The organism is Nostoc sp. PCC 7524 (genome assembly GCF_000316645.1).
GTDB lineage: Bacteria > Cyanobacteriota > Cyanobacteriia > Cyanobacteriales > Nostocaceae > Trichormus.
The window spans coordinates 4,943,261-4,969,297 of sequence record NC_019684.1; the positions used below are offsets into that span (position 1 = coordinate 4,943,261).

Annotated in this window: 30 protein-coding genes; 20 read left to right on the forward strand and 10 right to left on the reverse strand. The window is 39.8% G+C overall.

Annotated features, from left to right (window positions below; all coding sequences use genetic code 11):
- The first annotated feature begins 178 nt into the window (after positions 1-178).
- On the forward strand, positions 179-595 hold the full coding sequence (locus NOS7524_RS19935; RefSeq protein WP_015140291.1) for a response regulator: 417 nt from the start codon (positions 179-181) through the stop codon (positions 593-595).
- Between the two features lie 237 nt (positions 596-832).
- On the opposite strand, the gene NOS7524_RS19940 is transcribed toward NOS7524_RS19935, so the two are convergent.
- A complete protein-coding gene (locus NOS7524_RS19940; RefSeq protein ID WP_015140292.1) occupies positions 833-1,015 on the reverse strand; it encodes a hypothetical protein in 183 nt (60 codons plus the stop codon).
- A gap of 160 nt (positions 1,016-1,175) precedes the next feature.
- Here NOS7524_RS19940 and NOS7524_RS19945 point away from each other — a divergent pair, with 160 nt between their 5' ends.
- Positions 1,176-1,727, forward strand: a complete 552-nt coding sequence (locus tag NOS7524_RS19945; RefSeq protein WP_015140293.1) for a DUF2854 domain-containing protein — start codon at positions 1,176-1,178, stop codon at positions 1,725-1,727.
- A gap of 68 nt (positions 1,728-1,795) precedes the next feature.
- Here the strand turns inward: NOS7524_RS19945 and NOS7524_RS19950 are convergent, their stop codons facing one another.
- Positions 1,796-2,056: a chlororespiratory reduction protein 7 gene (locus NOS7524_RS19950; protein WP_015140294.1), complete on the reverse strand. Its 261-nt coding sequence runs from the start codon at positions 2,054-2,056 to the stop codon at positions 1,796-1,798.
- Positions 2,057-2,792: 736 nt separating this feature from the next.
- Between NOS7524_RS19950 and NOS7524_RS19955 the strand changes: the two genes are divergently transcribed.
- The 7 genes from NOS7524_RS19955 to NOS7524_RS19985 all read left to right on the forward strand — a co-directional run bounded on the left by NOS7524_RS19955 (position 2,793) and on the right by NOS7524_RS19985 (position 9,094).
- Positions 2,793-3,035 (forward strand): hypothetical protein, encoded by a 243-nt coding sequence (locus NOS7524_RS19955; protein WP_171815386.1) that lies wholly within the window; start codon positions 2,793-2,795, stop codon positions 3,033-3,035.
- A gap of 110 nt (positions 3,036-3,145) precedes the next feature.
- Positions 3,146-4,198 (forward strand): response regulator, encoded by a 1,053-nt coding sequence (locus NOS7524_RS19960; protein WP_015140295.1) that lies wholly within the window; start codon positions 3,146-3,148, stop codon positions 4,196-4,198.
- Between the two features lie 194 nt (positions 4,199-4,392).
- Complete coding sequence (locus tag NOS7524_RS19965; RefSeq protein ID WP_015140296.1) at positions 4,393-5,598, forward strand: ABC transporter substrate-binding protein; 1,206 nt, start codon at positions 4,393-4,395, stop codon at positions 5,596-5,598.
- Positions 5,599-5,698: 100 nt separating this feature from the next.
- Complete coding sequence (locus tag NOS7524_RS19970) at positions 5,699-6,649, forward strand: branched-chain amino acid ABC transporter permease (protein ID WP_041555392.1); 951 nt, start codon at positions 5,699-5,701, stop codon at positions 6,647-6,649.
- Between the two features lie 53 nt (positions 6,650-6,702).
- Positions 6,703-7,305 carry a Uma2 family endonuclease gene (locus NOS7524_RS19975; RefSeq protein WP_015140298.1) on the forward strand — a complete coding sequence of 201 codons (603 nt, stop codon included), beginning with the start codon at positions 6,703-6,705 and terminating at the stop codon, positions 7,303-7,305.
- 24 nt (positions 7,306-7,329) lie between these two features.
- Positions 7,330-8,256, forward strand: a complete 927-nt coding sequence (locus NOS7524_RS19980) for a branched-chain amino acid ABC transporter permease (RefSeq protein WP_015140299.1) — start codon at positions 7,330-7,332, stop codon at positions 8,254-8,256.
- A gap of 46 nt (positions 8,257-8,302) precedes the next feature.
- The gene (locus tag NOS7524_RS19985; RefSeq protein WP_015140300.1) at positions 8,303-9,094 is read left to right on the forward strand and encodes an ABC transporter ATP-binding protein; all 792 of its coding nucleotides are present in this window, start codon (positions 8,303-8,305) and stop codon (positions 9,092-9,094) included.
- Positions 9,095-9,171: 77 nt separating this feature from the next.
- On the opposite strand, the gene NOS7524_RS19990 is transcribed toward NOS7524_RS19985, so the two are convergent.
- On the reverse strand, positions 9,172-9,723 hold the full coding sequence (locus NOS7524_RS19990) for a Uma2 family endonuclease (protein ID WP_015140301.1): 552 nt from the start codon (positions 9,721-9,723) through the stop codon (positions 9,172-9,174).
- A gap of 116 nt (positions 9,724-9,839) precedes the next feature.
- On the opposite strand from NOS7524_RS19990, the gene NOS7524_RS19995 reads away from it, so the two are divergent.
- Complete coding sequence (locus tag NOS7524_RS19995; protein WP_015140302.1) at positions 9,840-10,586, forward strand: ABC transporter ATP-binding protein; 747 nt, start codon at positions 9,840-9,842, stop codon at positions 10,584-10,586.
- 142 nt (positions 10,587-10,728) lie between these two features.
- Here NOS7524_RS19995 and NOS7524_RS20000 read toward each other — a convergent pair whose 3' ends face one another.
- Genes NOS7524_RS20000 through NOS7524_RS30210 form a run of 3 tightly spaced genes read right to left on the reverse strand, consistent with a single transcriptional unit; the run spans position 10,729 to position 11,466 of the window.
- Positions 10,729-10,929, reverse strand: a complete 201-nt coding sequence (locus NOS7524_RS20000; RefSeq protein WP_015140303.1) for a DUF6887 family protein — start codon at positions 10,927-10,929, stop codon at positions 10,729-10,731.
- A complete protein-coding gene (locus NOS7524_RS31215) occupies positions 10,926-11,081 on the reverse strand; it encodes a DUF6888 family protein (RefSeq protein ID WP_442789483.1) in 156 nt (51 codons plus the stop codon). Before NOS7524_RS31215 ends, NOS7524_RS20000 begins: the two co-directional genes overlap by 4 nt.
- Positions 11,014-11,466: a hypothetical protein gene (locus NOS7524_RS30210; RefSeq protein WP_171815387.1), complete on the reverse strand. Its 453-nt coding sequence runs from the start codon at positions 11,464-11,466 to the stop codon at positions 11,014-11,016. Before NOS7524_RS30210 ends, NOS7524_RS31215 begins: the two co-directional genes overlap by 68 nt.
- Here NOS7524_RS30210 and NOS7524_RS20010 point away from each other — a divergent pair.
- The 6 genes from NOS7524_RS20010 to NOS7524_RS20035 all read left to right on the forward strand — a co-directional run bounded on the left by NOS7524_RS20010 (position 11,457) and on the right by NOS7524_RS20035 (position 19,222).
- On the forward strand, positions 11,457-12,410 hold the full coding sequence (locus NOS7524_RS20010) for an IS630 family transposase (RefSeq protein WP_015137436.1): 954 nt from the start codon (positions 11,457-11,459) through the stop codon (positions 12,408-12,410). The two genes, NOS7524_RS30210 and NOS7524_RS20010, sit on opposite strands and share 10 nt — an antisense overlap.
- A gap of 207 nt (positions 12,411-12,617) precedes the next feature.
- Positions 12,618-13,265, forward strand: coding sequence for a histidine phosphatase family protein (locus tag NOS7524_RS20015; protein WP_015140305.1), 648 nt, complete (start codon positions 12,618-12,620; stop codon positions 13,263-13,265).
- A gap of 170 nt (positions 13,266-13,435) precedes the next feature.
- Positions 13,436-14,461, forward strand: coding sequence for a glucokinase (locus NOS7524_RS20020; protein ID WP_015140306.1), 1,026 nt, complete (start codon positions 13,436-13,438; stop codon positions 14,459-14,461).
- Positions 14,462-14,506: 45 nt separating this feature from the next.
- Entirely contained in the window at positions 14,507-15,172 is a 666-nt protein-coding gene (locus NOS7524_RS20025) for a hypothetical protein (RefSeq protein WP_015140307.1), read from the forward strand.
- Between the two features lie 190 nt (positions 15,173-15,362).
- On the forward strand, positions 15,363-18,251 hold the full coding sequence (uvrA, locus tag NOS7524_RS20030) for an excinuclease ABC subunit UvrA (RefSeq protein WP_015140308.1): 2,889 nt from the start codon (positions 15,363-15,365) through the stop codon (positions 18,249-18,251).
- A gap of 56 nt (positions 18,252-18,307) precedes the next feature.
- On the forward strand, positions 18,308-19,222 hold the full coding sequence (locus NOS7524_RS20035) for a DUF4351 domain-containing protein (protein ID WP_015140309.1): 915 nt from the start codon (positions 18,308-18,310) through the stop codon (positions 19,220-19,222).
- A gap of 193 nt (positions 19,223-19,415) precedes the next feature.
- Here NOS7524_RS20035 and NOS7524_RS20040 read toward each other — a convergent pair whose 3' ends face one another.
- Both NOS7524_RS20040 and NOS7524_RS20045 read right to left on the reverse strand, forming a co-directional pair.
- Positions 19,416-20,702: a DNA double-strand break repair nuclease NurA gene (locus NOS7524_RS20040; RefSeq protein ID WP_015140310.1), complete on the reverse strand. Its 1,287-nt coding sequence runs from the start codon at positions 20,700-20,702 to the stop codon at positions 19,416-19,418.
- Positions 20,703-20,809: 107 nt separating this feature from the next.
- Positions 20,810-21,595, reverse strand: coding sequence for an HAD family hydrolase (locus NOS7524_RS20045; protein WP_015140311.1), 786 nt, complete (start codon positions 21,593-21,595; stop codon positions 20,810-20,812).
- Between the two features lie 267 nt (positions 21,596-21,862).
- Between NOS7524_RS20045 and NOS7524_RS20050 the strand changes: the two genes are divergently transcribed.
- A complete protein-coding gene (locus NOS7524_RS20050) occupies positions 21,863-22,267 on the forward strand; it encodes a hypothetical protein (protein ID WP_015140312.1) in 405 nt (134 codons plus the stop codon).
- Here the strand turns inward: NOS7524_RS20050 and NOS7524_RS20055 are convergent.
- Together NOS7524_RS20055 and NOS7524_RS20060 are read right to left on the reverse strand one after the other, a co-directional pair.
- Positions 22,261-23,112: a metal ABC transporter permease gene (locus NOS7524_RS20055; RefSeq protein ID WP_041555863.1), complete on the reverse strand. Its 852-nt coding sequence runs from the start codon at positions 23,110-23,112 to the stop codon at positions 22,261-22,263. The two genes, NOS7524_RS20050 and NOS7524_RS20055, sit on opposite strands and share 7 nt — an antisense overlap.
- Before the next feature lie 72 nt (positions 23,113-23,184).
- A complete protein-coding gene (locus tag NOS7524_RS20060) occupies positions 23,185-23,925 on the reverse strand; it encodes a metal ABC transporter ATP-binding protein (protein ID WP_235622458.1) in 741 nt (246 codons plus the stop codon).
- A gap of 154 nt (positions 23,926-24,079) precedes the next feature.
- On the opposite strand from NOS7524_RS20060, the gene NOS7524_RS20065 reads away from it, so the two are divergent.
- The 3 genes from NOS7524_RS20065 (at position 24,080) to NOS7524_RS20075 (ending at position 25,985) form a co-directional block, all read left to right on the forward strand.
- Positions 24,080-25,057 carry a metal ABC transporter substrate-binding protein gene (locus tag NOS7524_RS20065; protein ID WP_015140315.1) on the forward strand — a complete coding sequence of 326 codons (978 nt, stop codon included), beginning with the start codon at positions 24,080-24,082 and terminating at the stop codon, positions 25,055-25,057.
- A gap of 151 nt (positions 25,058-25,208) precedes the next feature.
- Positions 25,209-25,556 (forward strand): hypothetical protein, encoded by a 348-nt coding sequence (locus tag NOS7524_RS20070; RefSeq protein WP_015140316.1) that lies wholly within the window; start codon positions 25,209-25,211, stop codon positions 25,554-25,556.
- A 21-nt stretch (positions 25,557-25,577) separates the two neighbouring features.
- A complete protein-coding gene (locus tag NOS7524_RS20075) occupies positions 25,578-25,985 on the forward strand; it encodes a prolyl oligopeptidase family serine peptidase (protein WP_015140317.1) in 408 nt (135 codons plus the stop codon).
- Positions 25,986-26,037: the final 52 nt, after the last annotated feature.

Consider the following 26,037-nt stretch of genomic DNA (forward strand, 5'->3'; position numbering starts at 1 on the left):
CTAAATATTTAGGTTTTCTAGATTGCCCTCAAAAAAAGAAGTCTTCATCAAGCTTTAATTTTTTCTCATTAACCTAACTGAATTTTTATAATTATGCACTAATTTTTCAACCATAAGATAGAGTAATTCTTGGTACTTGTCCTCATAAACTATAGAATCATAGTACCAAGTTCCTAGAATGTTAATGTTGTCCTGTGAGTCCTCTAACTTACGTGTTCTAGTAGTTGATGATCACGATCTGACTCGCTTAACTCTAAAATTGACTTTTTCCTGTCAAGAGAATATTCAAGTAGTGGGTCTAGCTAGTAACGGACAAGAAGCTATAGAAATGGTAAAAGACTGTCATCCTGATGTAATTATTCTCGATTTACAGATGCCAGTTATGGATGGTTGGAGTGCTTCTAGTCAAATTAAAGCTATCTCTCCTCACACTCAAATATTGGCTTATTCTTCAGTAGAGGATGTGAACTCACCAGATAGAAAAACAACGCCTTTATTTGATGATGTTTGCAAAAAGGATGTCCCTACTGATGAACTTGTTGCTTTGGTGAGGAAATTAGGAAAACGTGCAGGCGATAGTTCAATTTCCCAGTAATACCTAATTCAAAATTCAGTAAAAATCAAATTACTATAGGGGAAACCGTGCCTTGTACAACTATAGCTGTAAAATGGTTTCCCTATTTGGGTGTACTGGTATTATTTGAGGCGTAGATTTTGAGATCAGTTGTCACTAAAAAACATTATGTGACTGCTTCTCAGATTAATAAATCGCACAGGTGCGTCAGGTTAAACTCGTGACACACCCTAGGTAAGAGTTAGTTTTTTGTGTAGCTTAATTATTTTCGGTTTGGGGAATAGTGCGTCTAAATTCTTCAATCAATTCATCGAGTTCTTCCAAAGCTTGATTCACATCCACTCTCAAAATTCCCAGGTTTGGTTGTTCTAGAAGGCTCAGTAGGTACTCGCGCTTACTTTCAACTGCTGCTATGCGTTCTTTGAGAGTCTGTAGATCCATTTTTGCCAATCCTTATACTATCTCCAAGTTTAAATGTAACTGATATAAGTAGCGATCGCCTAAACTAATTTAGGTATGGAGGAGTTAAACAATGCTTTTTGCTCCCTAATTTGATGATAATAAAACTTGATGTGTTAAGAATTTATACTATCCTCTGCTCATGTTACGTCAACTCTCTTTGGGAACCCTTGGTTTAAGCCTCGGTAGCATATTGATTGTTGTAGGCTTTATTGCTTACGCTGCTGATAATGCCACACTCAACCTCGTAGGATTTTTTTATGGGTTTCCGTTATTTTTGGGAGGATTAGCACTTAAAGCTAACGAACTCAAGCCCATTCCTTTCAGTGAACCTACAACTCCCTCCGTTTTACTCTTACGCCAGCAGCAAGCCACTGTTACTCAAAATAAAATTCGCAAAGATGTGACTCGATATTGCTATGGACAAGATGCCCATTTAGATGGCGCACTGTCTTATCTAGGTTTAAGCCCCTCAGACGACGAAAGACCAATACTGACGGGTTTACGAGAAACGGAAATCAATGGCGCTTATGCTTTAATTTTAGAATTTGATTCGCCATCAATACCGATAAGCGAATGGGAACAGAAGCAAGAAAAAATGACTAAATATTTTGGCCCCGGAGTAGAGGTTAAAATAACATCAGTAGGCGATAGTAAAACTGAATTAGCACTGATTACTAATCAAGTAGCTTAATTCAGTGTTAGGCGATAGCCAATAGTCAAAAGTCAGTAATGACTAATGACTATTGACTAATCAAACAATTATTTTTCTAAACGCACTGCATACCACTGTAAATATTTGCCAACACCAACATCTAACTCACAACTTGTATCTATTAAATGTTGGGCTTGCTTTTCTACAGAATCAAATTGCTGTAACTCTAGGGGCAAATTATGAAAATCAATTTTTCGTAGTTCCGCTTTGAGTTTTTCTAATAATTCTGCTGCTGTGAGAAATTGCTCTGGTTGATTGGTTTCCAGAACAACAAAATTATCCTGTTGGTACATTAATGGATCTGGCATGGAAAAAGTTTATTTACTCAGTAATTAGATATTTTTGTAGTTTAATAGATTTTTCAGTACATAAAAATTATTATAGCGATTCCCACTTAAGTGAGGTACAAATAATATTTTGAAACGCAGAGGGGAGGCAGCGCGTTGGGCGGCTATGCCGACTTGTAGCGACTGCCGTCGCGCGGAGTAAAGCGCAGAGTTACGCAGAGCTTTGTACCTCAGCAGACTAGAAAATGCTATATGGTTGCATAAGTAGAACGGTGTAGATAATTCAAGGTTTGTAGTGTACGCCTGCGGAGAAGCAAGCTACGTACAGCGTCTCGTTCGCTGTAAGGGATACAACAATTAATTGATTATCAGCAATTTTACTGAAGTCATCAGGAAAAGTACCCTGACAACAAGCCCGGCTAATGGCTTGATAATAACCTTATATATTTTATGTAATTACCCTAAAGTATTCATCGAGATGAAGTGTTTTCAATGTGTTGACTCACGCACCATATAGCGACTGAGATTTAGTCAGAGCTGGCTTTTGAGCGTAATATGGTGATGAAGTTATTTTGCGATTTTTTATCTCAAGTAAATAAATTAATCAAGAAACCAGCCTTTCATTTGAAGTTTTGCCAAAAATAGCAATTACAAACTGTGAATCGGGAAATATAACAGTAACATTTCTTAGTATGGCTAGAAATAAACACACAGGTAATCCTTAGCTGTGATTTCTATATAGATTTATGCGTTGTATATGCAAATTACTATGATGCCTTGGACTGGACTGAAAATGGCTCTGTTAATTAGTACACCAGATGTATGCTTGATGCTAATTCGAGTATTAGAAAAGGAGATTTTTTCTTCAGGCGATCGCATGATGGGATTTTGCTGGTTATACAAGTTATTAAACCAGAAATTTACTTCATATTTTCAGGAACTTTGTCACAACTGGGTATCTATTTCACTTACGAAAAACTTCATCAGTCTATCACAGTAAGTTTAAATAATTGCCCAGAAATTTCGCTCATGACCAATGTAGTTAAAAGGCAAGGTTTTGCTAGATTCGCTCCTCTTTAATACTCTGAGAATTTTTGTGGAACGCAACTCATGTCAGGCATAAGCCCATATTCTCTTGCTAAACAACCTCCTGTAATTTTGGTGGCTGATGATGACAATACCATTCGCAAGATGTTGCGTAAAGTAATGGAAAAGGAAGGCTATCGAGTAGTTGAGGTCACAAATGGTCAGCAGTGTTTGGATGCTTATGAGACTGTCAAACCAGATATAGTCTTGCTAGATGCTGTGATGCCTGAGATGGATGGCTTTACTTGCTGTAAGCAACTACTACAAATTGCTAGAAATAATTTAATCTCAGCTCTTGCCAATCTGGATACTGACTCTGGCTTGGGTAGTACCGTGATTTCAAAAATATGGGAGCGCACTCCTATATTGATGATTACAAGCTTGAATGATGAAGAATCCGTAGATCGCGCTTTTGAAGCAGGTGCAACGGATTACATCACTAAACCAATTCACTGGGCTGTGTTGCGTCAACGCTTACGCCGACTGCTACAACAAGCCCAAGTATATAAACAATTGGAGGCAGCCAACTTAGCTTTGCAGCAGCTAGCTAACGTGGATGGTTTGACGGGTTTGGCTAATCGTCGTCGCTTTGACAACTATCTGAATACGCAGTGGATTAACTTGGCGCAAGAGGGAGCGCCGATGTCGCTGATTTTGTGTGATATCGATTGTTTTAAATTTTATAATGATCAATACGGGCATCCGGCTGGGGATGTTTGTTTACAGAAAGTAGGTAATGTTTTAAATAATAAAGCAGAAAAGCATCGGGATTTAGTGGCGCGTTATGGCGGTGAGGAATTTGCCACCATCATGCCATACACCCACGCAGCAGGTGCATTTCACGTTGCAACTTCTATGCACGCTGGCGTTAGCAATTTACACATCGTCCATGAAAAATCTATTGTTAGTCAATATGTCACTCTCAGTATGGGGGTAGCTACCATCATACCTAGTTGGGAATCTGCTCCTTCAGATTTAATTGCAGCAGCAGATAAAGCTCTTTATCAAGCAAAGGCAGAAGGACGGAATCGGATTTGTCAGTTATCTGAGAGTAAAATTGTGAATTGTGAATTTTGAGAGCAGTTTGTAACATTAGCCTGAGTTAAGCTGTGCTGCAATAGGCTTGATGGGTGACTGTCTTTTGTCCGAAAATAGTGATTTAATAAAACTCTTGTAATGTCAATGTCTCCGTAGACAGGTATTGACCACAAATGGCAGCTAATTACTATTAGCTTTTACAAATTCTTTAATCACTAGATAACTATTTAGGTATGAGACATCATTTAACCCGGACAATAATATTATCTACTTGCGCTCTGTTAATAACAGCCTGTGGAGGTAACTCTACTAATAATTCCCCAACTAATAATACCAATACATCCGCTACTATTCCCATTGGTATTGCTGTTGCACAAACAAGTAATGTGGCGCTCTTGGGTCAAGAACAAGTGGCTGGAGCTAAAATTGCAGAAAAATATTTTAACGATCAAGGTGGTATTAACGGCACACCAATTAAATTAATATTTCAAGATACGGCTGGAGATGAAGCCGGAACAATCAATGCTTTTCAAACTTTAATTAATAAAGATAAAGTCGTTGGGATTGTTGGCCCTACTTTGTCCCAGCAAGCCTTTAGTGCTAACCCAGTAGCTGAACGTGCTAAGGTGCCTGTGGTGGGGCCATCAAACACCGCCAAAGGTATACCGGAAATCGGTGATTATATTGCCCGTGTATCTGCACCAGTTTCTGTAGTTGCACCTAATTCTGTGAAAGCTGCACTCAAACAAAATCCTAACATTAAAAGAGTGGCAGTTTTCTTTGCTCAAAATGACGCATTTAGCAAGTCAGAAACCGAAATTTTCCAAAAAACTGTTAAAGACCAAGGTTTAGAATTAGTCACAGTACAGAAGTTTCAAACTACTGATACTGACTTTCAAAGCCAAGCTACAAACGCCATTAATTTAAAACCAGATTTAGTGATTATTTCTGGGTTAGCAGCAGATGGTGGTAACTTAGTCAGACAACTCAGAGAATTAGGTTATAAAGGCTTAATTGTAGGTGGTAATGGATTGAATACATCAAATGTATTCCCAGTGTGTAAAGCTTTGTGTGATGGAGTATTAATAGCTCAAGCTTACAGTCCAGAACATCCTGGTGAGATTAATGCTAAATTTCGCCAAGCTTACGTAGATCAATTTAAGAGAGAACCTCCCCAATTTAGCGCCCAAGCTTTTGCAGCCGTGCAAGTGTATGTAGATGCTCTAAAAGCTTTAGATAATAAAACCAAAATTAATACGTTACAATTGCCGCAATTACGAACTGAATTGAACAAAGAAATCCTAAGTGGTAAATACAATACACCGTTAGGAGAAATTAGTTTTACTCCAGTGGGTGAAATAGTGCAGAAAGATTTTTATGTAGCACAAATTAAAATTGCAAAGGATGGAAGTCAGGGAAAATTTGCATTTTTGAAATAGGGACTGGGGATTGGGCATGGGAAATGGCATTTTTACCCTATGCTCCCCTAATTCTTTCTAGGCTCTAGCCTCTTTAATGAAGAATTACCAATTACATTACATGGATATTAGTATATTTTTACAACAACTGTTGAATGGTTTATCTATTGGCAGTATTTATGCAATTTTTGCGTTGGGTTATACATTGGTATATTCTATTTTAGGGATTATCAACTTAGCTCATGGAGCAATTTTTACACTGGGGGCATATTTTACCTATGCACTAATGGGGGGTACTTTTGGATTTAATGGCTTGTTAGCAAATACGACGCTACCGATAAATTTACCATTTGCTATAGCGTTAATTATTGGTAGCATTTTGGCTGGATTGGTTGGGGTTGGGATGGAACGTATTGCTTTTAAGCCTTTGCGAATTAAAGGATCTGATCCATTGTTGACAGTAGTTTCTAGCTTAGGAGTAGCGGTAGTAATTGTAAATTTAATTCAATATTTAGTAGGCGCAGAAAGTTATACTTTTCCAGCCAATACTTTTGGGGATTTACCAGCAGCAATTAATTTTGGGACTGTTGCCAAACCAATCCCTATTCGTAGTGTGCAGGTGATTATTTTTGTAGTATCGATGGTAATTGTGGCTATCCTTACCTACTTTATTAATCGCACGAAATACGGCAAAGCAATGCAGGCGATCGCAGAAGATCCAGTGACTGCTAGTTTATTAGGTATTAACAGCGATCGCTTTATCGTCTTCACATTTTTCATCAGTAGTTTTCTCGCTGGGGTAGCAGGGACTTTGGTAGCCTCTAGTGTGAGTATAGCTGGCCCTTATTTTGGTATTGCCTTTGGGTTACGGGGTTTAGCAGTAATTGTTTTGGGTGGTTTGGGAAGTATTCCCGGTGCAGTGTTGGGAGGTTTATTGATTGGCGTAGTCGAGGCGCTGGTTCCGGCGGAATTCTCTGGTTATAAAGACGCTGTGGCTTTTGGCATTTTATTTGTCATGCTATTAGTTAGACCCCAAGGTTTGCTAGGACGTAAGTTTATTCAGAAAGTGTAAAACTGTGAATAGTCAAGTTGATCACTGATAACTGTCAACCGAGGTAAAAAGCTATGACAACATTTACAAAACCGAAATTAACCTTTGAACAGTTTCTTGATCAATGTCCAGAGGAAGGTTTTTATGAACTTGTTAATGGGGAAATAGTAGAAGTGCGTTCAACTAGAAATCATGATGATGTTGCTGACTTTACGGCTGACTCTTTCAAAGATGAAATTAAACGTCTTAATCTAAATTATGTAGTCAAAAACACCACAGTTTTTAGAACTATAACTGCTAACGGCATAGAACAAGGTCGCAAGCCGGATGTTAGTGTCATAGATAGAGATGTATGGCGCTCAAATCGTTCTGCTTATGCTGCACTAGATCAACCTATTCAGTTAGCTGTAGAGGTGACATCAACTAATTGGGAAGATGACTACATTGATAAATTCGATGAATATCAAAGATTAGGTATTCCAGAGTATTGGATTGTCGATTATTTGGCAATTGGCGATAGAAAATATTTAGGACAACCCAAAGAACCGACAGTATTTGTGTTTTTATTGAATACTGATGGTAAATATGAACGTACATCATTTAAAGGTGACGAGCGCATCATATCACGAACATTTCCTGAATTGAACCTGACAGCACAAAAAGTATTAACAGCTTAGAATTTAATCCTATTAACCTAAAAAATGGCTGAATTTTTCTCTACCTATGGCTCATTAATTGTCTCAATGGTATTAGGAGCATTACTTGGACTATCGCTTTATTTACCATTAATGGCTGGACAATTATCTTTAGCTAGTCCTGGATTTTATGCTTTAGGTGGTTATATTGCAGCGATTTTATCAACAAAAGTATTTCAAACCAGTAGTGAATTATTTCCCATTCATTTATTATTATTGGAGATGTTACTTGCTGGGGTAATTTCTGGTTTATTGGGGATAGCTGTAGGCATCCCAGCCTTAAGATTGCGGGGAATTTATTTAGCGATCGCTACAATTGCCTTTGTGGAAGTGCTGCGGGTTTTTTCCCTGAACTTAGAAATTACAGGCGGCGCGGTGGGGATTTTTGGTATTCCTCAACCCTTCTCTAGCCAAATTGAGTATCTATGGATAGCCTTACCATTACTATTAATTAGTATGGTGCTATTTTATCGCTTAGAAAGGGTACGTGTTGGTAGAGCTTTCACTGCTATCCGCGAAGATGAATTAGCAGCCGGAGCAATGGGAATTAACTCCACTTATTATAAAGTTTTAGCATTTACTTTAGGGTCAATTCTGGCTGGAGTTGTTGGTGCAATTAGCGCCCACTTTCTTAACACTTGGAATGCGCGTCAGGGTACATTTGACGCAAGTATTATTTACTTGACTTTTGTGTTAATTGGTGGTTCGAGAACTTTTTTAGGTTCGGTTGTAGGGGGTATGGTATTTACAGCCTTACCTGAAGTTTTACGCGGTTTAGCTGATACGGGTGGTTTACCTGAGTGGCTAGCGCAATTTCTCCGAGATGGCAGGTTAATTATTTTTGGCTTGTTGATAGTAATAGGTACTATTTTCTTTCCCCAAGGTTTGATAACTCCTGATATTTTTAAAATAGGTAAACCGAAAAATAAATAAAGATTGTTAAATACTTTCTACGACAGTCACTACTCAGCACTCAAAAATGTCTCAAACTATCCCCACAGAAAGCCAACCAACTATTTTAGAAGCTAAGTCTCTTACACGCCGTTTTGGTGGATTAGTGGCGGTAAATAATGTCTCTTTTACTGTTAATCAATATGAAATTTTTGGTTTAATTGGTCCTAATGGTGCTGGTAAGACTACACTTTTTAATTTAATTACAGCCTTGATTCCACCTTCCAGTGGAAAATTAATTTATCAAGGTCAAGAAATTTCACAATTACGTTCTCATCAAATTGCTAACTTAGGTATTGCTCGTACCTTTCAAAATATTCGCTTATTTGGGGAATTATCAGCACTTGAAAATGTGATAATCGCTCGACATTTACATACTAAAAGTAGTATAGTGACAGGGGTTTTAGGCTTACCACCAGCGCCTCAAGCAGAAGCTAAAAGTAAACAGAAAGCTTTAGAATTATTAGCGATGGTGGGATTAAGCGATCGCGCTGATGAAAAATCCCGAAATTTTGCCTATGGTGATCAGCGTCGCTTAGAAATTGCCCGTGCTTTAGCCTTAGAACCGCAAATATTACTACTGGATGAACCTGCGGCGGGGATGAATCCTAGCGAGAAAGTACAACTGAGTGATTTTATCCGGGATTTACGCGATCGCTTGAACTTAACTATCATTTTAATTGAGCATCATGTACCCTTAGTTATGGGATTATGTGACCGAATTGCTGTCTTAGATTTTGGACAGTTAATCGCCTTGGGTGAACCATCTGTAGTGAGAAATGATCAGGCTGTAATTGAAGCTTATTTAGGTAATGAATAAGCAATTAAACTTTTTAGTCTTCACGTAGCGTCTGTCTAAGACACGCTATGCGAACGTAGAGAGGAATTCAGTCCTGATTATTTATTAATAATCTGATCCACTGCTACAGAAATATCTGGAAATGCAAGCGGTTGAATTGTTCCGGTTATTAATGTTTGTTTTGTCGCGTATTCTCCATCTAAGATATCTCGAAACACAACTAAATTAAGCTTTCGCAAGTTCACCACCCAGTATTCTAAAATACCTGCTTCGGCATAAATTTTACTTTTTATTTCTAAATCTTTCTCTAAACTGGAGTTAGCATACTCAATCACCCAGAAAATGTTCTCTGGATAGGGATGATGTAGTAAATACTCACGTCCTAAACGTTGGACAACTGAAATATCAGGTTCAGGCTCAGAAGCATTAGGTAAGGTGATAGGCTTGGCTTGACGTATCGTAGCCAAGTCACCTAACAAATTCGTGAGATATTCAGAGGCTTCATGACTACAATAAGCATGGGGTTCGCCTTCTGGGGACATTTCGATGATTTCTCCTTGTAGTAGTTCAACTTTGCGATCGCTTAAAATGCCAGCCTGAATCATGCGATGATAGTCATCAATCGTCCACTTGGCGATAGTAACAGTCATAAGGATTGTTTCCTCCCAATAACTCTGGATATTTTCTCATTTTAAACCTACTGCAAAAGCCTAATATTGATGTATGTTAGGTTTTGTGATATTATTCAATATTTCTGAAACCGCCGATGAACGCCGATGAACGCCGATATGAGGATAGTCAAGATTTTGTCATTTTAGAGTTGCAGAATCTTGATGTTAATTATGGCGGTATTCAAGCTCTAAAAAATATTAATTTAACTATTAACAAAGGTGAGGTAGTTACTTTAATTGGTGCTAATGGTGCAGGTAAAACTACAACACTACGAGCTATATCGAAAATAGTTAATCCTCTGAATGGACAAATTATTTATAGTGGGCGTAATATTACTCGCCGCCAATGTCATGAAGTTGTGAAACTAGGAATTGCCCATTGTCCTGAAGGACGGCGAGTTTTGGCAAAGCAAACCGTGTTAGATAATTTACTTTTAGGTGCTTATATTCGCTCAAATCAAGGGGAAATAAAAGCTGATGTTCAACAACAGTTTGAGTTATTTCCCAGGTTGGCACAACGCCGCAATCAACTAGCAGGAACTCTTAGTGGTGGTGAGCAGCAAATGTTAGCGATCGCCCGTGCTTTAATGAGTAAACCACAACTATTACTTTTAGATGAACCAAGTTTGGGTTTAGCGCCTGCGATTGTGAGAGAAATATTCTCAATTATTGAAAATTTACGCGCTACTGGTGTGACTATTTTATTAGTTGAACAAAATGCTAATTTAGCCTTACAAATTGCTGATAGAGGCTATGTTTTAGAAGCTGGTGCTATTACTTTAACTGGTGCGGCTTCAGAGTTAATTAATGATGAGCGAGTGAAAAAAGCTTATTTAGGGTAATTATTTGTGAGTAATTGTGCTGTTAGAAGCCAGAAAATTATTGTGCTTCTAAATAGACGCAATCACACCTATTGGAATAAACGCACGAGAAGCGATCGCGTCGTCAATTATTGAGATTGCTTCTTATAAAATCTCACAATTGTTAGCTATTTCCTTTTAAGCGTCGTCTATCCTCAATTATTTCTTGTAGCTTTTCTGCTTCCTCAACTGTATAAAAAGTCTGATTGGGTTCAGATGTAATTTTATCCATTAAGGCGTGAAATGCTTCAGTATCATTGCGATGTTTCAGCAGATAAGCCTTCAATTCGGACTTACTCATTGCAGCAAAGTTGGGTTGTGTCATTCTTCGTATCTCCATCTACCATCGCGTGTAATTAAAATACCAGTTTCTTCTCCAGCCAGAATGTAAATGTTCCCAGTGCGTTCATCAATTCGGACTAGAAAAATTGGTAAAAATAAACTTGTAACATTTTGACAAAGGATAAAACACGTTATTGTCTGCGCTGGAGTCGGATAAATAGGGCTTTTCATTATAATTGTGAACTACAAAATCTTTCTGCACAATACTTAAATTCCCATTAAAATGTAAGTTGTTTAGAAAACCGTTCAATCTATTGTTTAAACTTTGATCAAGATTCAATTCGTCAATTGCATCTCGAATAAGTGATATTTGCGATTCAATTTTCTTATATTGCTCATCTTTTTTAGACTGATCATCTAAAGGAAATTTTGTTTTTGGCAGTGGTTTCAAAGGTTCTATCTTGAGCAAACTTTCTACAGCAACAGTAATTTTTAAACAGTATATAGCGTTTACCGGTCTAATGAAGTACACTAAATCAAATAAAACTGTACATCTTCGCCAGGGTAAAAATGAAAGCATATTCGCTCGATTTACGCCAAAAAATACTTGATACATATAAGACAGGTGGAATATCACAACGTCAGTTAGCCAAAAGATTTTGTGTAACTTTAAGCTTTATTGAGAAATTACTTAAACAATATAGAGAAACAGGAAGTATCGCGCCTAAAGTCAGGATGCAACAAACTCCACCAAAGCTAAATGAAGAACAATTGAATGTTCTTTTTGAAATAGTAGAAGCCAAGAATGATGCCACTTTATCAGAAATTCGTGAGCAACTCAAAGAGAAGACAGGGATAACGATTGGTATTTCCACAGTAGACAGAATGTTACAGAAGATGGAAATCAGCTTAAAAAAAACATTGCACGCCGCAGAAAAGGAAACTGAGAGAGTTCAATTATTAAGAGTCCAGTTCTGGCTCTTAATTCAAGGAATACCTGCTGATCATCTGATTTTCCTTGATGAAGCTGGAGCTAATCTATCTTTGAGCCGACATTCTGCTCGTTCCCCTAAAGGTAAAAGAGCGCATGGTTCTCGACCTCAAAAACGCAGTAAAAATGTTTCGATAATTGGTGCAATTGGTCTGAGGGGTGTGATTAGTCAATATAGCATTTTAGGTGCAACTGATGGGCTGACATTTGAGGCTTATATTGCTCAAAAATTAGTTCCTAAACTTAAGGAAGGTGATTATGTAATCATGGACAATTGCTCAATTCATCAAGGTGGAGATATTGAAGCACTCATTGAGGCTGCCGGAGCTAAGTTGATTTATTTACCACCATATTCTCCTGATTTTTCCCCTATTGAAAATTGTTGGTCGAAGCTGAAGAACATACTACGTTCTCTTGGTGCTAGAAGTTATCCAGATTTAGCAAAAGCAATTGAAATGGCTTTTAACCAAATCTCTTTAAATGATATTTATAATTGGTTTACCCACTGTTGCTACTGTACTTCACCAGACTGAGAAACGCTATATTCTATTTCTTAAGTAGGTAATGCCGATATAGTCTAACCACCTGCCCCATCTCTCCTGCCTGGGTTTTTGTAACTAAAAACTCATTTAACTATTACAAAAGGTTACAAAATTTGTCCTATATTGGGTTTGCACCCGTCTTGTTGGGTGTCTATCTTTGTGTAGATGCGAATAAACTTCGCCTGAATCGTAAAACCCATGAGTCAAATAGTTTGGATCGCAAGACACGCCAACCGTCTCGACTTTGTAAATCCCGATTGGTTTCTCACAGCAGAACGACGCTACGATCCACCATTGTCAGAAGATGGTTTTGAGCAAGCCAAGCTACTAGCTAGGCGGTTAAAAAATGAAAACATCGCCCATATTTTTGCTTCTCCCTTTCTGCGAACAGTACAAACAGCCAACGCTGTAGCAGAAGTTTTAGATTTGCCAATTAAACTAGAAACAGGACTAAGCGAATGGCTAAACCCTGCCTGGATGACAGAAGAACCCGAAAGACTTTCAACTCCAGCCTTAGCAGAATTATTTCCCAGGATTGATACCAGCTACACATCCCAAATTGCTGCTAAATATCCCGAAACTCATGAACAGGTACGCGCACGTTCAGGACAAACTGCTAGGTGTTTGGCATCTGATTACTTCCCCCATGATATTTTGCTAGTAGCACACGGTGCTTCTGTACTGGGGGGTGCAATGGGATTAGTCGGAGACATCGCTAAAACCGAAGTCAAAGCTTCCTTGTGTTCTCTAGTCAAAGTAGTACGTAGAGAACCAGAATGGTTGTTAGAACTCAAGGGAGACACTTCTCATTTAACCCAGGTAGAGGAAGTTATTCGATTTGCTTGACATGGGGATTGGGGATTGGGGACTGGGGACTGGGGACTGGGGACTGAGATTGAGGGAAATTCTGCTTTTTCTACTCTCTACTCAGCATCGGCTAACCGCCGCGCTACCGCTAACAGCACGCGGCTCATTGCCCCGCTACCGCTAACACAACACACTTACTGATCAGTTTTATGACATTGTTACTAGCAGGAGATATCGGCGGCACAAAAACTATTTTGCGTTTGGTGGAAATATCAGACTCTTCTGGGTTGCTGACTATTTATGAGGAAAGTTATCTGAGTGGCAATTTTCCTGATTTAGTGCCGATGGTGCAGCAATTTTTACTGAAAGCTAACGCAGGTACACCGCAAAAGGCTTGTTTTGCGATCGCCGGTCCAGTGGTCAATAATACAGCCAAACTCACCAACTTAGCCTGGTTTTTAGAAAGCGATCGCCTAGCGCAAGAATTAGGGATTCCCCTCATTTCCTTGATTAATGATTTTGCGGCTGTGGGCTATGGCATTTTTGGCTTGAGTAAACAAGACTTGCTGACTTTGCAAGTGGGTAAACACCAACAGGAAGCACCTATTGCCGTTATTGGGGCTGGGACTGGCTTAGGACAAGGATTTTTGATTAAACAGGGCAATCACTATCAAGTCTTTCCCTCGGAAGGGGGACACGCCGATTTTGCCCCTCGCAATGAGTTAGAGTTTCAACTGTTGAAATATCTGCTGGATAAACATGACATTCAGCGCGTGTCTGTAGAACGGGTAGTTTCTGGACAGGGAATTGTGGCTCTTTACCAATTTCTGCGCGATCGCAAACTCGCTACCGAATCCCCAGAAATTGCTCAAATTGTCCGCACTTGGGAACAGCAAGCCGGACAGCAGGAAAAAAGTGTTGATCCTGGTGCTGCGATTGGTAAAGCTGGAGTGGAAGGAAGCGATCGCCTCTCAGAACAAGCTTTGCAAATGTTTGTCGATGCTTACGGTGCAGAAGCCGGAAATCTCGCCCTTAAACTTTTACCTTACGGCGGCTTATATATCGCTGGTGGAATTGCCCCTAAAATCTTGCCTTTGATTCAAAACGGCAATTTCATGTTAAATTTCACCCAAAAAGGCAGAATGCGCCCCTTACTAGCAGAAATACCGGTGCATATCATTCTCAATCAACAAGTTGGCTTAATAGGTGCTGCTTTGTGTGCTGCTAGGTTATAACAGCTAGCATCATCAGTGATATCAGCATCTGCGAATGCCAAAACTATGACACTTAGATTTTTGCTACCATTCATTGCCGCTACTTTACTTAGTGGCGGCTCCTTGATTGTAGAAGCTAGTCAGCCTAAACGTCCAAATGTACCACTGAAAGCAACAGTGTCACCAAAAAAACCAACTGTTGCGCCAACTAAAGCACCTGTATCACCAAAAAAACCTGCTGTCTCTCAGCCAGTACAGCCAAAATGGCAGCTATTTACAGCCCCAGATGGACGTTTTAGCGTTTTAATGCCTGGAATGCCCACAAGGGATATTCAAACTCAAAAAACTTATATGGGGGAAATTGACTTACAAATATTTTCTGCCCAACCACCGCAGCAGGAAGTAGCCTATCTAGTTGTGTACAATGAATTTCCTCATAGTTATGCACAAATGACTAACCCCCAGGAAATCTTGAATAATGTTCGGGATATGGCACTAAAAACTACTAAGAGTAATTTGATTAGTCAGCGCAATATCCGCAGTTCTAACGGTCATCCGGGGAAAGAATTTGCTTACATCAACACTGGGGGCAAAATCACTAGAACTAGGGTTTATGTCGCGGAAGGGCGACTATATCAAGTCATGGCGATAACTACTAAAAAACAACAAAAAACCCTAGCTAAAACTATTACAGGATACCTCAATTCCTTCCAAATAGTCTTGAAAAAGTGAAACCATCAGCCACAACTAGACATATCAGCCCAAAAGTTAACTTCTGGGCTGATAACGTCAATAGACAGGGGAATATATCTGCGGCCTGAATATAGACTAAAACAGTACGATTGTTCTACTATAACCAGCATAGTCAAGATAGTATGATTAAGAACTGTTGCACGCCGCTTCTCACCATCAGCCTGTCAATATGTCAGATAACAAGCTAGTCACAACCCTTAATGGACATCTTCCCTACACCAACCACAACGATCGCAATACAATTCGGATTAGGGGTGCTAGGCAGCATAATCTGAAAAATATTGACTTGGAGTTGCCACGCGATCGCCTGATTGTTTTCACTGGTGTATCAGGTTCGGGTAAGTCATCCTTGGCGTTTGATACGATTTTCGCTGAGGGACAAAGACGTTATGTGGAATCCCTTAGTGCTTATGCACGGCAATTTTTAGGACAGTTAGATAAACCGGATGTGGAAGCCATTGAGGGTTTGAGTCCGGCAATTTCCATTGACCAAAAATCTACATCTCATAACCCCCGTTCTACTGTGGGGACGGTAACGGAAATTTACGATTATCTGCGACTGCTGTTTGGTCGGGCGGGTGAACCCCATTGTCCCATCTGCGATCGCTGTATTGCCCCGCAAACTATCGATGAGATGGTTGACAGGATTATGGCACTACCAGAACGCACTCGCTTTCAAATCCTTGCCCCGGTGGTTAGGGGTAAAAAAGGCACTCACCGCAAATTATTATCTAGTTTGGCTTCTCAAGGGTTTGTGCGGGTGCGTGTCGATGGGGAAGTTCGGGAATTATCAGACTCAATTGAATTAGATAAAAATTTTACCCATACCATTGAAGTAGTTATCGACCGCTTGGTGAAAAAAGACGGTATACAAGAGCGTTTGGTAGATTCTCTGTCTACGTGCCTCAAACAATCGGGTGGTATTGCTAACATTTTAGTGAGTCCATCTTCGGAAAATACGGAAGAGGCAGAACAGGAATTAGTATTTTCGGAAAACTTCGCTTGTCCAGAACATGGTGCGGTGATGGAAGAATTATCACCGCGATTATTTTCGTTTAACTCACCTTACGGTGCTTGTCCCCACTGTCACGGTTTGGGGACTTTAAGAAGATTTGCGCCGGATTTGGTTGTACCTGATCCAGAAGCACCAGTATATGCTGCGATCGCCCCTTGGTCGGAAAAAGAAAATTCTTATTACCTAGAACTACTCTATAGTTTGGGACAAACTCACGGTTTCGAGTTACAGATTAAATGGCATCAGCTGACAGTAGAACAGCAGCAAATTATTCTGTATGGGGAGAAAGATGAGAACAGTAAAAATGAGCAGAAAACACCAAAATATAGAGGTGTTATCCCCATTTTACAACGGCAGTATGAGGGGGGAACAGAATTAATTAAGCAAAAATTAGAGCAGTATTTAATTGATCAACCTTGTGAAGTGTGTGGAGGTAGAAGGTTAAAACCAGAAGCTTTAGCTGTGCGGTTGGGACAATATAAAATTTTAGATTTAACAGGTGTTTCAATTCGGGATTGTCGGGAGAGAGTTGAGCAATTAAAGTTGAGCGATCGCCAGATGCAAATTGCTGATTTAGTCCTGCGAGAAATCAAAGCTAGATTGCAATTTTTGTTAGATGTCGGTTTAGATTATCTCACACTGGATCGTGCAGCCATGACCCTTTCTGGTGGTGAAGCCCAACGCATTCGTTTAGCCACACAGATAGGTTCTGGGTTAACAGGAGTTCTCTACGTTTTAGATGAACCAAGTATTGGTTTACATCAAAGAGATAATGGTAGATTACTCAAGACTTTAACCAAATTACGCAATTTAGGTAATACCTTAATTGTAGTCGAACATGATGAAGAAACAATTCGTGCAGCCGATTATATAGTTGATATTGGCCCCGGTGCCGGTATTCACGGCGGTAATATTATTGCCCAAGGTGATTTACAGGATTTACTCACAGCAGAACAGTCTTTAACAGGTGCATATTTATCAGGGCGAAGGGTAATACATACACCAGGAGAACGCCGCGAAGGTAATGGACGAAGTTTAATGATTAAAAATGCCCATCGCAATAATTTAAAGAATCTTGATGTAGAGATTCCTTTAGGTAAACTTGTTGCTGTTACTGGTGTTTCTGGTTCTGGTAAATCGACTTTAATTAACGAATTACTCTACCCGTCATTACAACATCATTTAACTAAAAAAGTTCCATTACCCAAAGAATTAGATAAAATTCAAGGCTTAAATTCAGTCGATAAAGCCATAGTCATTGATCAATCACCCATTGGCAGAACACCACGTTCTAACCCCGCAACTTATACAGGGGTTTTTGATGTGATTCGAGAGGTTTTTTCACAAACAATTGAAGCCAAAGCTAGAGGTTATAAACCAGGGCAATTTTCTTTTAATGTCAAAGGTGGACGTTGTGAAGCCTGTAGCGGACAGGGTGTAAATGTCATTGAAATGAATTTTCTCCCTGATGTTTATGTACAGTGTGAAGTTTGTAAAGGAGCGAGATACAACCGCGATACTTTACAGGTGAAATATAAAGATAAATCCATTGCTGACGTTCTCAACATGACAGTTGAGGAGAGTTTAGAATTCTTCCAAAATATTCCCAAAGCTGTTACTCGTTTGCAAACTTTAGTTGATGTGGGTTTGGGTTATGTGCGACTCGGACAACCTGCAACTACCTTATCTGGCGGTGAAGCGCAAAGGGTGAAATTAGCCACAGAATTATCTCGTCGCGCCACAGGTAAAACACTTTATTTAATCGATGAACCCACCACAGGTTTATCTTTTTATGATGTTCATAAGTTATTAGATGTGTTGCAAAGATTAGTAGATAAAGGCAATTCAATTTTAGTCATTGAACACAACTTAGATGTGATTCGTTGCGCCGATTGGGTAATAGATTTGGGGCCAGAAGGTGGCGACAAAGGCGGAGAAGTGATTGCTGTAGGTACACCAGAAGAAGTTGCCAAAAATCAAAAGTCTTACACTGGACAATATTTACAGCAAGTTTTGCAACAATATCCAGCTATGAAAAATTAGTTTCAATCTCTGTACCTTTGTGCTTCTGTGCTTCATTAAATCCTTTTATTTTTGAGATGACAAGATTTATTCATGATCAATTTGCCAAAGACTATTTAGAAGAACTTCTCAAAAATTATGGAGAAGTTCAAGCACCTAGTCGCGTTGCGGGAGAAGTGCGAGAAATAGATGTTTACTTTTCTCCCTATCCCCAACCAAACCCTAGCTTACAACTTTTAGGTTTATTAGGTAAATTTGCGTCTAATCCTGCTATTTTTGAACCATTTCGTAATCCGACATCTCCTGATGAGATTTGCGATTGTTTGTTAAAGCTATTAGAAGTGAGAGCAGTTTTAAAAAGAGAAGCAAAACGCAATAAAACCAATATTCAAGAAACAAAAACACCGAAATTATGGATACTTACACCCACAGCATCACCAGAGATTTTATCCAGTTTTAATGCCAACTTAAACAGCGATTCTTTACCAGGTATATACTATTTAGGAGAAGCATTACGTACCGCTATAGTAGTTATTCACCAACTACCCCGCACAGAAGAAACTCTCTGGATTAGAATGTTAGGGAAAGGAACTGTTCAAAAACAGGCTATTGAAGAATTAGCAGAGTTAACACCCAGTCACCCTTTTAGAAGAATTACATTAGAATTATTATACAACCTGCAAAAACACCTGGAAGTTAGCCAAGAACTCGAAGACAAGGAGATAATTATGAGATTAGCACCACTGTATCAACAAGATAGAGAGTTGGCGATTCAGGAAGGTAAGATTGAAGGTAAGATTGAAGGTAAGATTGAAGGTGAAATTTCATTAATTAGCCGTCAATTAAATCGGCGTATTGGTGAAATTCCAGTTACCTTACTTCAAAGGATTCAAGCACTAACGCTGGAGAAATTAGAAGTTTTGGGAGTAGAATTACTAGACTTTCGCAAAGCCGATGATTTGGAAGCTTGGTTAAATCAAAATCAAGCATAAAAAACCAAATATCAAATTTAATACTACAGATAGTCAGAATAATATGGGTCTGTAGCAGATAAGAAAATATCCAATGTGTAGGGTGCGTCAGTGCGAGAAAACCTAGCTGCACCAAGAAATTATTCATACTGACGCACCCTACTAACCGTTAATTTGGAATAATTTATTTTTTGGTGTTTCCTTGTATCCTGGCTTACGCAATACTGCCGCGTTTTCTCGCTTCTTTATAAGAAGTACCAACATTTTTCAAGCCAGCCTTAATCATTTGTTTTTCTAACAAAGCAAAGAAACGGGTTCTATCACCGCCTCTGACTACAGCTTGGTTATGGGCTTCAGCGATCGCCACTGGATAACCATACCCCTTCTGCACCTGTGCTAACATCAGCCCCAAGGCTTGATCAAACATGGCTGTATTATCAGCTACCCATGCAGGCACTTCGATCCGGGCGATTTCCGTACCGACATGAACGTAGCAAAAATAAATAGTTTGGTCTTCGTAAAGTTCTAGAATCCGGTTATTACTCCGCCATAGTGGCCCCCGTTGTCCCGGTTTGAGTTGCGTTGTCCACAAAGCAGTGTCTCGCAAAGGTTCAAACACCTTACAAGGAACTTTTTCTAATTGATTAGGACAATAACTGACACAATCTGGTGCAGGATGGGGACAAGCCAACAACCGTAAAAAATTCACCCCCTCCACATTCCGAGATGCGCTCAGATAACCCATCAAAGGAATTTGGGCAGCACGCAACTGATTCCAAGCTTCCAGGATGGGGGGTAGAATGAGATCGCGTGCATCTATAGGTAATTGTTCTAAAAACCAGTAAATTAACGAACCATCTACCATTGCGAGGGTAGGGATTGTTTCGGGAGATGGGAAAGTGGGGGAAGTGGGGGGAGATGGGGGAGTAAGGGGAGATGGGGAAGAATTATTACCTTGTCTACCTTGTCCCCCAGTTCCCAGTCCCCAGTCCCCAGTCCCCAGTCCCCTCCCCAATTCAGCCAACACCGTCGCTTCACTCGCAGTGCGGCAGTAACTCATCCATTCCTCGGTTTTAATTCCCCACTGGCGAGACATATATAAATCTTCTGGGCGGTAAAATACCTCTGGCAGACTATCCATGATGGGGTAACGGTTTTGTCCGTAGTGTAGGACTACCCTACCGATATTTAACAGATAACAGTAAGCAATTTCGTGATGGCTGGGGGCGATTTGCGAACCATCGGTAGCAATGACGGTGTGTACTTTGGGGGGAATGGGAATATCTATGCAAGTATTTAGTGGCTCAATGGGGGTAGCATTAGCAAAGAGAATGCGATCGCGCCATTTTTCCTGACGTTCAATCATTTCATGTTGACACTCATAAGCTTTTTGTAGATGCTGTTGTGCCAACTCTAAACGCTGACGACTAGCCGCAGCCTCTTGGCTAAGATGCTGACTTAAACCCTGCATTTGTCGCGCTAATTTTGTTAAATCAAGCATAGATTTTAGTAGAGTTAGGGATTGGGGACTGGGGATTAAGTGTAACAAATTCTACCTTGTCTCCCCCATCCCCCACATCCTCCTCATCCCCCACATCTTCCCGATAATCACAGCCACCCAGAAAAATCTTTAGTAAATTGAGACAGAGATAATAATTGCACACCTGGATCGTTTTGGGCAGCTTTTCTTTCTGGTTGGGTATTATAGCCCCAATCTGCCAAGAACAGTTTTACATTATTCAGGTCAGTTTGCTTTTGGATTAACTCTAATGTTTTGAGCCTATCTTCTACAAACCATAAATTACCCGGTTGAATATCTGCGGCTGCAATCAGTTCCCGCAGGGTTTCGTATTTGGGACGCTTTACTTCTTTGCCGAAAATTGCTGTTGGTGGTAAATCAACTCCTTCCCGTTGTAATAATTGTTGTATAAATCGTCCTTCTTTGGTGGAGACAATATATAACTTCACCTCACTGGCAATAGTCACTTTCAGTTTTTCTACCACACCCGGATAAAATTTATGTAGACTTAGCCAACCGTTTAAATCTGTGGCTATCCATTCATCTCGTAGGCTGTCTAGTTTGATGGCAACTTCTTTTGACTGTAGCTTGTCAGTTGACAAAATATGGGGTGTAATATTTACCCATTCTTGAAGAATCTTGTCTTCTGGAATGTCATCAATCAAAGCTTTGATTAAAACAGGCATTTCCCAACCTGTTTCAATTACAGGTCTGAGGCGATAGAATCTCAATGCTAAATCATCTGGTACTGTATCGTTAGCAGGCGACCAAATTTGACAGTAAGCACGCCATGCTACCTCAAAATATTCAATTAGTCCATCACAAATCACACCATCAAAGTCTAAAGCTAAAATTTTCGGACTACTTGCTGTCATGGTTTTGAGGGTTAAAACTGCTTTTGCCAGCTTAACTGATACAGTCAATATTTTCTGTATCAGACTTTGTGACTTTGCACATTTGTGTTGTTCAATTCACAAATAGATAAAGTCAGATTAGCTTATGATTAAGCAGCAGATTTATTTGCGAATTTTATAAATTTATTGGATGACGATATGCGATCGCCACATGAACTCCAAGTCTTTGCTACTGTCATTGAATATTGCCAGATGGAGGGACAGTTTCTCTTAAAAACATCTGCTTAAGTGTGTATTCACCATTTTTCACTTACCTGGGAAAATCTGAATTTTCTTAAACTATCAGCCTGTAGAAGCTTTTTTGATGGTGCTTACACTCTGCAAAAAGACACCTATGATGATTGGATTTTCATAAATCAGCAATCTGCTTTACTAACACCATTTATTAGCAATAATCAAATCACGCTGATTTCTTTAGAAAAATTTAACGAAATGTTCAATAATCATGATTATCGTTGGTGTGTTTTTTATCAATTAACTCGTCCAGGTTTTGCTTCAGATTTTTCTCAGGCTCTGATACAAATAACTGCCCATTGTCCAGCCGGGCCACCACAGTATGGTAGTCTAATTTATCTAGAAAAAAATAATGAACATTGGGAAGTTAAATCATCTCATGGTCTGTATAATCAATAATTTTTTTGTTTACTTGTGGGGATTAAAATACCGTGTTTGGGACTAAATAATAATGCTAACAAAAATAATCCTGACACTACTAAGACAATTGCTGGTCCAGAAGGTAAATTATAAAAGTAGCTGAGATACATACCACTAATACTAGAAACTACGCCAATCAATGCACCTAAAATCATCACTTCGTGTAAACGTTTCACTAATAAATATGCAGTAGCTCCTGGTGTAATTAATAGTGATAGCACTAAAATCACACCCACTGCTTTCATACTGGCAACAATAGTTAAGGAAATCAACAGCATCAAACCAAAGTTGAGCCGATTAACTGGTAAACCTGCGGCTTGAGCGCCCAAGGGGTCAAAGGTGTAAAATAATAGTTCTTTATATAATAAAACAATCACTAATAAAACAATCACGGCAATAATAGCTGTATCACGTACTTCGTTAACAGTTACGCCAAGAATATTGCCGAATAAAAAATGGTTGAGGTCAATTTTATTATCTTTTTGAATAATAGTAATTAAGGTAATCCCTAGGGCAAAGAATGCAGAAAAAACTATGCCCATTGCGGCATCTTCTTTGATAGGCGATCGCGTTCTGATCCAGGTAATCGCTACGGTACTAAATACCCCAGCGATAAATGCGCCAATGAAAATATTCCCTCCCAGCATAAAAGCGATCGCTAGTCCTGGTAAAACTGAGTGGCTGATAGCATCACCTAAGAGTGCTAGTCTTTGCACCATGAGGTAACTACCGACAACTGCACACAACAAGCCTACTAAAATAGCAATTACAAGCGATCGCTGCATAAAGCCATACTGCAATGGCTCAATTAAAGCTTCTAGAATCATGAGATGGGGGAGAGGAGGGAGGAGTTTTTTTAACGCGGAGGTACGCGGAGGTGCGCGGAGGTTTAGTTTCTATGCTGCATCGGCAAAGTAGATGACTTTACCACCGTAAGCACAACGCAGATTTTCTTCTGTGAGTACCTGCTGTCTTGAACCTGTAGCGATGAGTTCGCGGTTGAGTAGGATTAAATCGTCGAAATGGCTGATGGATTCGCCTAAGTCGTGGTTTACTACTAAGACAATTTTGTTGGCGGTTGCTAATTCGTGAAAGACATCAAAAATCACGGCTTGGGTTTTTTGATCAATCCCTACAAAGGGTTCATCAAAACAGAAGATTTCAGCTTGTTGTGCTAAAGCACGGGCTAAAAATACTCTTTGCTGCTGTCCCCCTGATAATTGTCCGATGGGGCGATCGCAAAGTTCTTTCATCCCTACTCTGGCTAGGGCATTTTTTGCTACTTGGCGACTCACACCAGAAAAACTACGTAACCACCCTGTTTTCTTGACTCTTCCCATCATCACTACATCCCAAACGGTGGCGGGATAAGTCCAGTCAATTTGGCTACGCTGAGGAACGTAAGCAACTTGGTCTAATTGCTGCATCAGGGGTTTACCTTGATACAATACCCTACCACTGCTAGCGGGAACTAAACCCAGCATCGCCTTCATTAAGGTACTTTTCCCCGCACCGTTGGGGCCAAAAATCCCAGTTAGTCGTCCCGGTTTGACAATACAGTTAATATCCCGCAAGGCTTCTTGTGTACGGTAGTGTACCCCTAGATGGGCAATGTTAATGTTGGTTGTCGCTGTCATGGTATTAACCCCAACTAGATGGGAATTTGCTTCTAGGGAAGAATTAGCAGTTTTCATGATGTCATTTCCGAGACGTAGAAGAAAAAATGAAAAGATTATGAAAATACTGTACCTTAAAAAATGAGAAAAATATGAGAATAAAGATAACAAGTTTATGGCAGCAATCACTCACTCAAAAGCCAGATATTTCGGTAAAGCCTTATTAGGGGTACTGTTAGGACTTTCGATATATGGATGTACTCAAGCCAACTCTAGCCGTACTAACTCTGTTGCAGATGGTAAGCCGCAAGTCGTAGCAACCAACACCATCATTGCTGATTTAGCTGATGAAGTTGGGGGTGAGGAAATTCAACTAACTGGGATTCTCGAACCTGGTGCTGATCCTCATGTATATGAACCAGTTCCAGCAGATAGCAGGTTGATGGAAGAAGCAGACTTGATTTTGTATAACGGCTACAACTTAGAACCAGGACTGATTAAGTTAATGAATGCGGCTGGCGGGAAGGCGCGGAAGTTGGCTGTGGGGGAAATTGTCAAACCCTTACAGTTGGATGAAGGAAAAGGTGAGGTTGTCCCAGATCCGCACGTTTGGGGTAGTGCAGAAAATGCGATCGCAATGGTAAACGCCATTCGGGATGCGTTAATTGAGTTATCGCCGTCAGATAAAGCAACGTTTACCCAAAATGCAGCCCAACTGACACAAGAGTTACAGCAGTTGCATACTTGGATTAACCAACAAATCCAAACGATTCCCCCCCAGAAGCGCCAACTGGTGACAACTCACGACGCTTTTCAATATTATGGACAAACTTACGGGCTAGCGATCGCCGGCACACTAATTGGAATTAGCACCGAAGAACAACCAAGCGCCCAAACAGTACAGCGATTAGTAGAGTCAATTAAAAAAATCGGTGTCCCTGCAATTTTTGCCGAAACTACTATTAACCCAGCTTTAATTAAAACCGTTGCTCAAGAAGCAGGTGTACAATTGGCATCCAATGAACTTTATTCTGATTCAATTGGCGCGAAAGACAGTGATGGTGATTCCTACATCAAAATGATGGAGTCAAATACCCGCACTATTGTAGAGGCATTGGGTGGTAAATATATCCCTTTTCAACCCAAGAAGTAAATATATAGTTAGAGGTTATATCTATAAGATATAACCTCAGATATGTAATTTTATTTTTAATAGTCAACTCTTTCTAGAGAAAGACACAATTAACTATTTTATTTTTTAAATTATATAAGTAAATAGCAAAACTTTAATTTTTGAAATCACCATGACTAAAGCATTAAACAATCAAAATAATCAATCAGAAGAAATTAGGCAACCAGTAAGTCAAGATTGGCATTCCCATGAAGAACCAAACGTTAAAGAAAGAAACTTAACAGCAAACCCAGGAGATAGGATTTCCGAACAGCCCCAATCTATTGAAGAGAAAGCCCAGCAGGTTGCCGTAGATGTACCAGATATCACAGGCGATCACATTAAAGTTCCGACTTATTTTGTTGTCGAATATCCCAATGGTGAAAAGAAAGCACTCCATCACGTCAAAGATGCTGAAGAAATTTCTGATGTTATTCGCCAAGCCAGAGTTGACGAAGAAGGCAATCGGATTTGGTGGTAATCTTTCATAGCCTGAATTCATTTGAGATGTGAGTTTATTGTTATCTCACCACAATGTCCACCGGGTGAATCTTGGTCAGTACAAATTTTAAGTAATCGTTTAGATGAGGCAATTACTCAATATCCTATTGATCCAAATCGTATTTACCTAACTGGTTTAAGCATGGGTGGTTACGGCACATGGCATTTAGCAGCAGCACCCCAACGCTTTGCAGCGATCGCACCGGTTTGTGGTGGCGGTAATCCCCTTCAATCTGAAAACTTGAAAACCCTTGCTGTATGGGCATTTCACCGTGCGCGAGATCATGTTGTGCCTTTAAGTGCCTCTGAGAAAATGGTTGCCGCCCTCAAAGCCTGTGGTGGAAACGTCAGATTTACCGTTTACCCAGAAGCCGTTTATACTCCTAAATCAACTCTAACTCTACCGTAAGTTGACAAATCACCAAGACAGTCTCTGATTTAGATCAAAATAGAAATATAGC

What these genes read in the sequence shown, in the direction of transcription:
- NOS7524_RS19935 (WP_015140291.1), top strand. Translation starts at nt 179, where the DNA reads ATGTTAATGTTGTCCTGTGAGTCCTCTAACTTACGTGTTCTAGTAGTT.
- NOS7524_RS19940 (WP_015140292.1), bottom strand. Translation starts at nt 1,015, where the DNA reads ATGGATCTACAGACTCTCAAAGAACGCATAGCAGCAGTTGAAAGTAAG.
- NOS7524_RS19945 (WP_015140293.1), top strand. Translation starts at nt 1,176, where the DNA reads ATGTTACGTCAACTCTCTTTGGGAACCCTTGGTTTAAGCCTCGGTAGC.
- NOS7524_RS19950 (WP_015140294.1), bottom strand. Translation starts at nt 2,056, where the DNA reads ATGCCAGATCCATTAATGTACCAACAGGATAATTTTGTTGTTCTGGAA.
- NOS7524_RS19955 (WP_171815386.1), top strand. Translation starts at nt 2,793, where the DNA reads ATGCAAATTACTATGATGCCTTGGACTGGACTGAAAATGGCTCTGTTA.
- NOS7524_RS19960 (WP_015140295.1), top strand. Translation starts at nt 3,146, where the DNA reads ATGTCAGGCATAAGCCCATATTCTCTTGCTAAACAACCTCCTGTAATT.
- NOS7524_RS19965 (WP_015140296.1), top strand. Translation starts at nt 4,393, where the DNA reads ATGAGACATCATTTAACCCGGACAATAATATTATCTACTTGCGCTCTG.
- NOS7524_RS19970 (WP_041555392.1), top strand. Translation starts at nt 5,699, where the DNA reads ATGGATATTAGTATATTTTTACAACAACTGTTGAATGGTTTATCTATT.
- NOS7524_RS19975 (WP_015140298.1), top strand. Translation starts at nt 6,703, where the DNA reads ATGACAACATTTACAAAACCGAAATTAACCTTTGAACAGTTTCTTGAT.
- NOS7524_RS19980 (WP_015140299.1), top strand. Translation starts at nt 7,330, where the DNA reads ATGGCTGAATTTTTCTCTACCTATGGCTCATTAATTGTCTCAATGGTA.
- NOS7524_RS19985 (WP_015140300.1), top strand. Translation starts at nt 8,303, where the DNA reads ATGTCTCAAACTATCCCCACAGAAAGCCAACCAACTATTTTAGAAGCT.
- NOS7524_RS19990 (WP_015140301.1), bottom strand. Translation starts at nt 9,723, where the DNA reads ATGACTGTTACTATCGCCAAGTGGACGATTGATGACTATCATCGCATG.
- NOS7524_RS19995 (WP_015140302.1), top strand. Translation starts at nt 9,840, where the DNA reads ATGAACGCCGATGAACGCCGATATGAGGATAGTCAAGATTTTGTCATT.
- NOS7524_RS20000 (WP_015140303.1), bottom strand. Translation starts at nt 10,929, where the DNA reads ATGACACAACCCAACTTTGCTGCAATGAGTAAGTCCGAATTGAAGGCT.
- NOS7524_RS20010 (WP_015137436.1), top strand. Translation starts at nt 11,457, where the DNA reads ATGAAAGCATATTCGCTCGATTTACGCCAAAAAATACTTGATACATAT.
- NOS7524_RS30210 (WP_171815387.1), bottom strand. Translation starts at nt 11,466, where the DNA reads ATGCTTTCATTTTTACCCTGGCGAAGATGTACAGTTTTATTTGATTTA.
- NOS7524_RS20015 (WP_015140305.1), top strand. Translation starts at nt 12,618, where the DNA reads ATGAGTCAAATAGTTTGGATCGCAAGACACGCCAACCGTCTCGACTTT.
- NOS7524_RS20020 (WP_015140306.1), top strand. Translation starts at nt 13,436, where the DNA reads ATGACATTGTTACTAGCAGGAGATATCGGCGGCACAAAAACTATTTTG.
- NOS7524_RS20025 (WP_015140307.1), top strand. Translation starts at nt 14,507, where the DNA reads ATGACACTTAGATTTTTGCTACCATTCATTGCCGCTACTTTACTTAGT.
- uvrA (WP_015140308.1), top strand. Translation starts at nt 15,363, where the DNA reads ATGTCAGATAACAAGCTAGTCACAACCCTTAATGGACATCTTCCCTAC.
- NOS7524_RS20035 (WP_015140309.1), top strand. Translation starts at nt 18,308, where the DNA reads ATGACAAGATTTATTCATGATCAATTTGCCAAAGACTATTTAGAAGAA.
- NOS7524_RS20040 (WP_015140310.1), bottom strand. Translation starts at nt 20,702, where the DNA reads ATGCTTGATTTAACAAAATTAGCGCGACAAATGCAGGGTTTAAGTCAG.
- NOS7524_RS20045 (WP_015140311.1), bottom strand. Translation starts at nt 21,595, where the DNA reads ATGACAGCAAGTAGTCCGAAAATTTTAGCTTTAGACTTTGATGGTGTG.
- NOS7524_RS20060 (WP_235622458.1), bottom strand. Translation starts at nt 23,925, where the DNA reads ATGACAGCGACAACCAACATTAACATTGCCCATCTAGGGGTACACTAC.
- NOS7524_RS20065 (WP_015140315.1), top strand. Translation starts at nt 24,080, where the DNA reads ATGGCAGCAATCACTCACTCAAAAGCCAGATATTTCGGTAAAGCCTTA.
- NOS7524_RS20070 (WP_015140316.1), top strand. Translation starts at nt 25,209, where the DNA reads ATGACTAAAGCATTAAACAATCAAAATAATCAATCAGAAGAAATTAGG.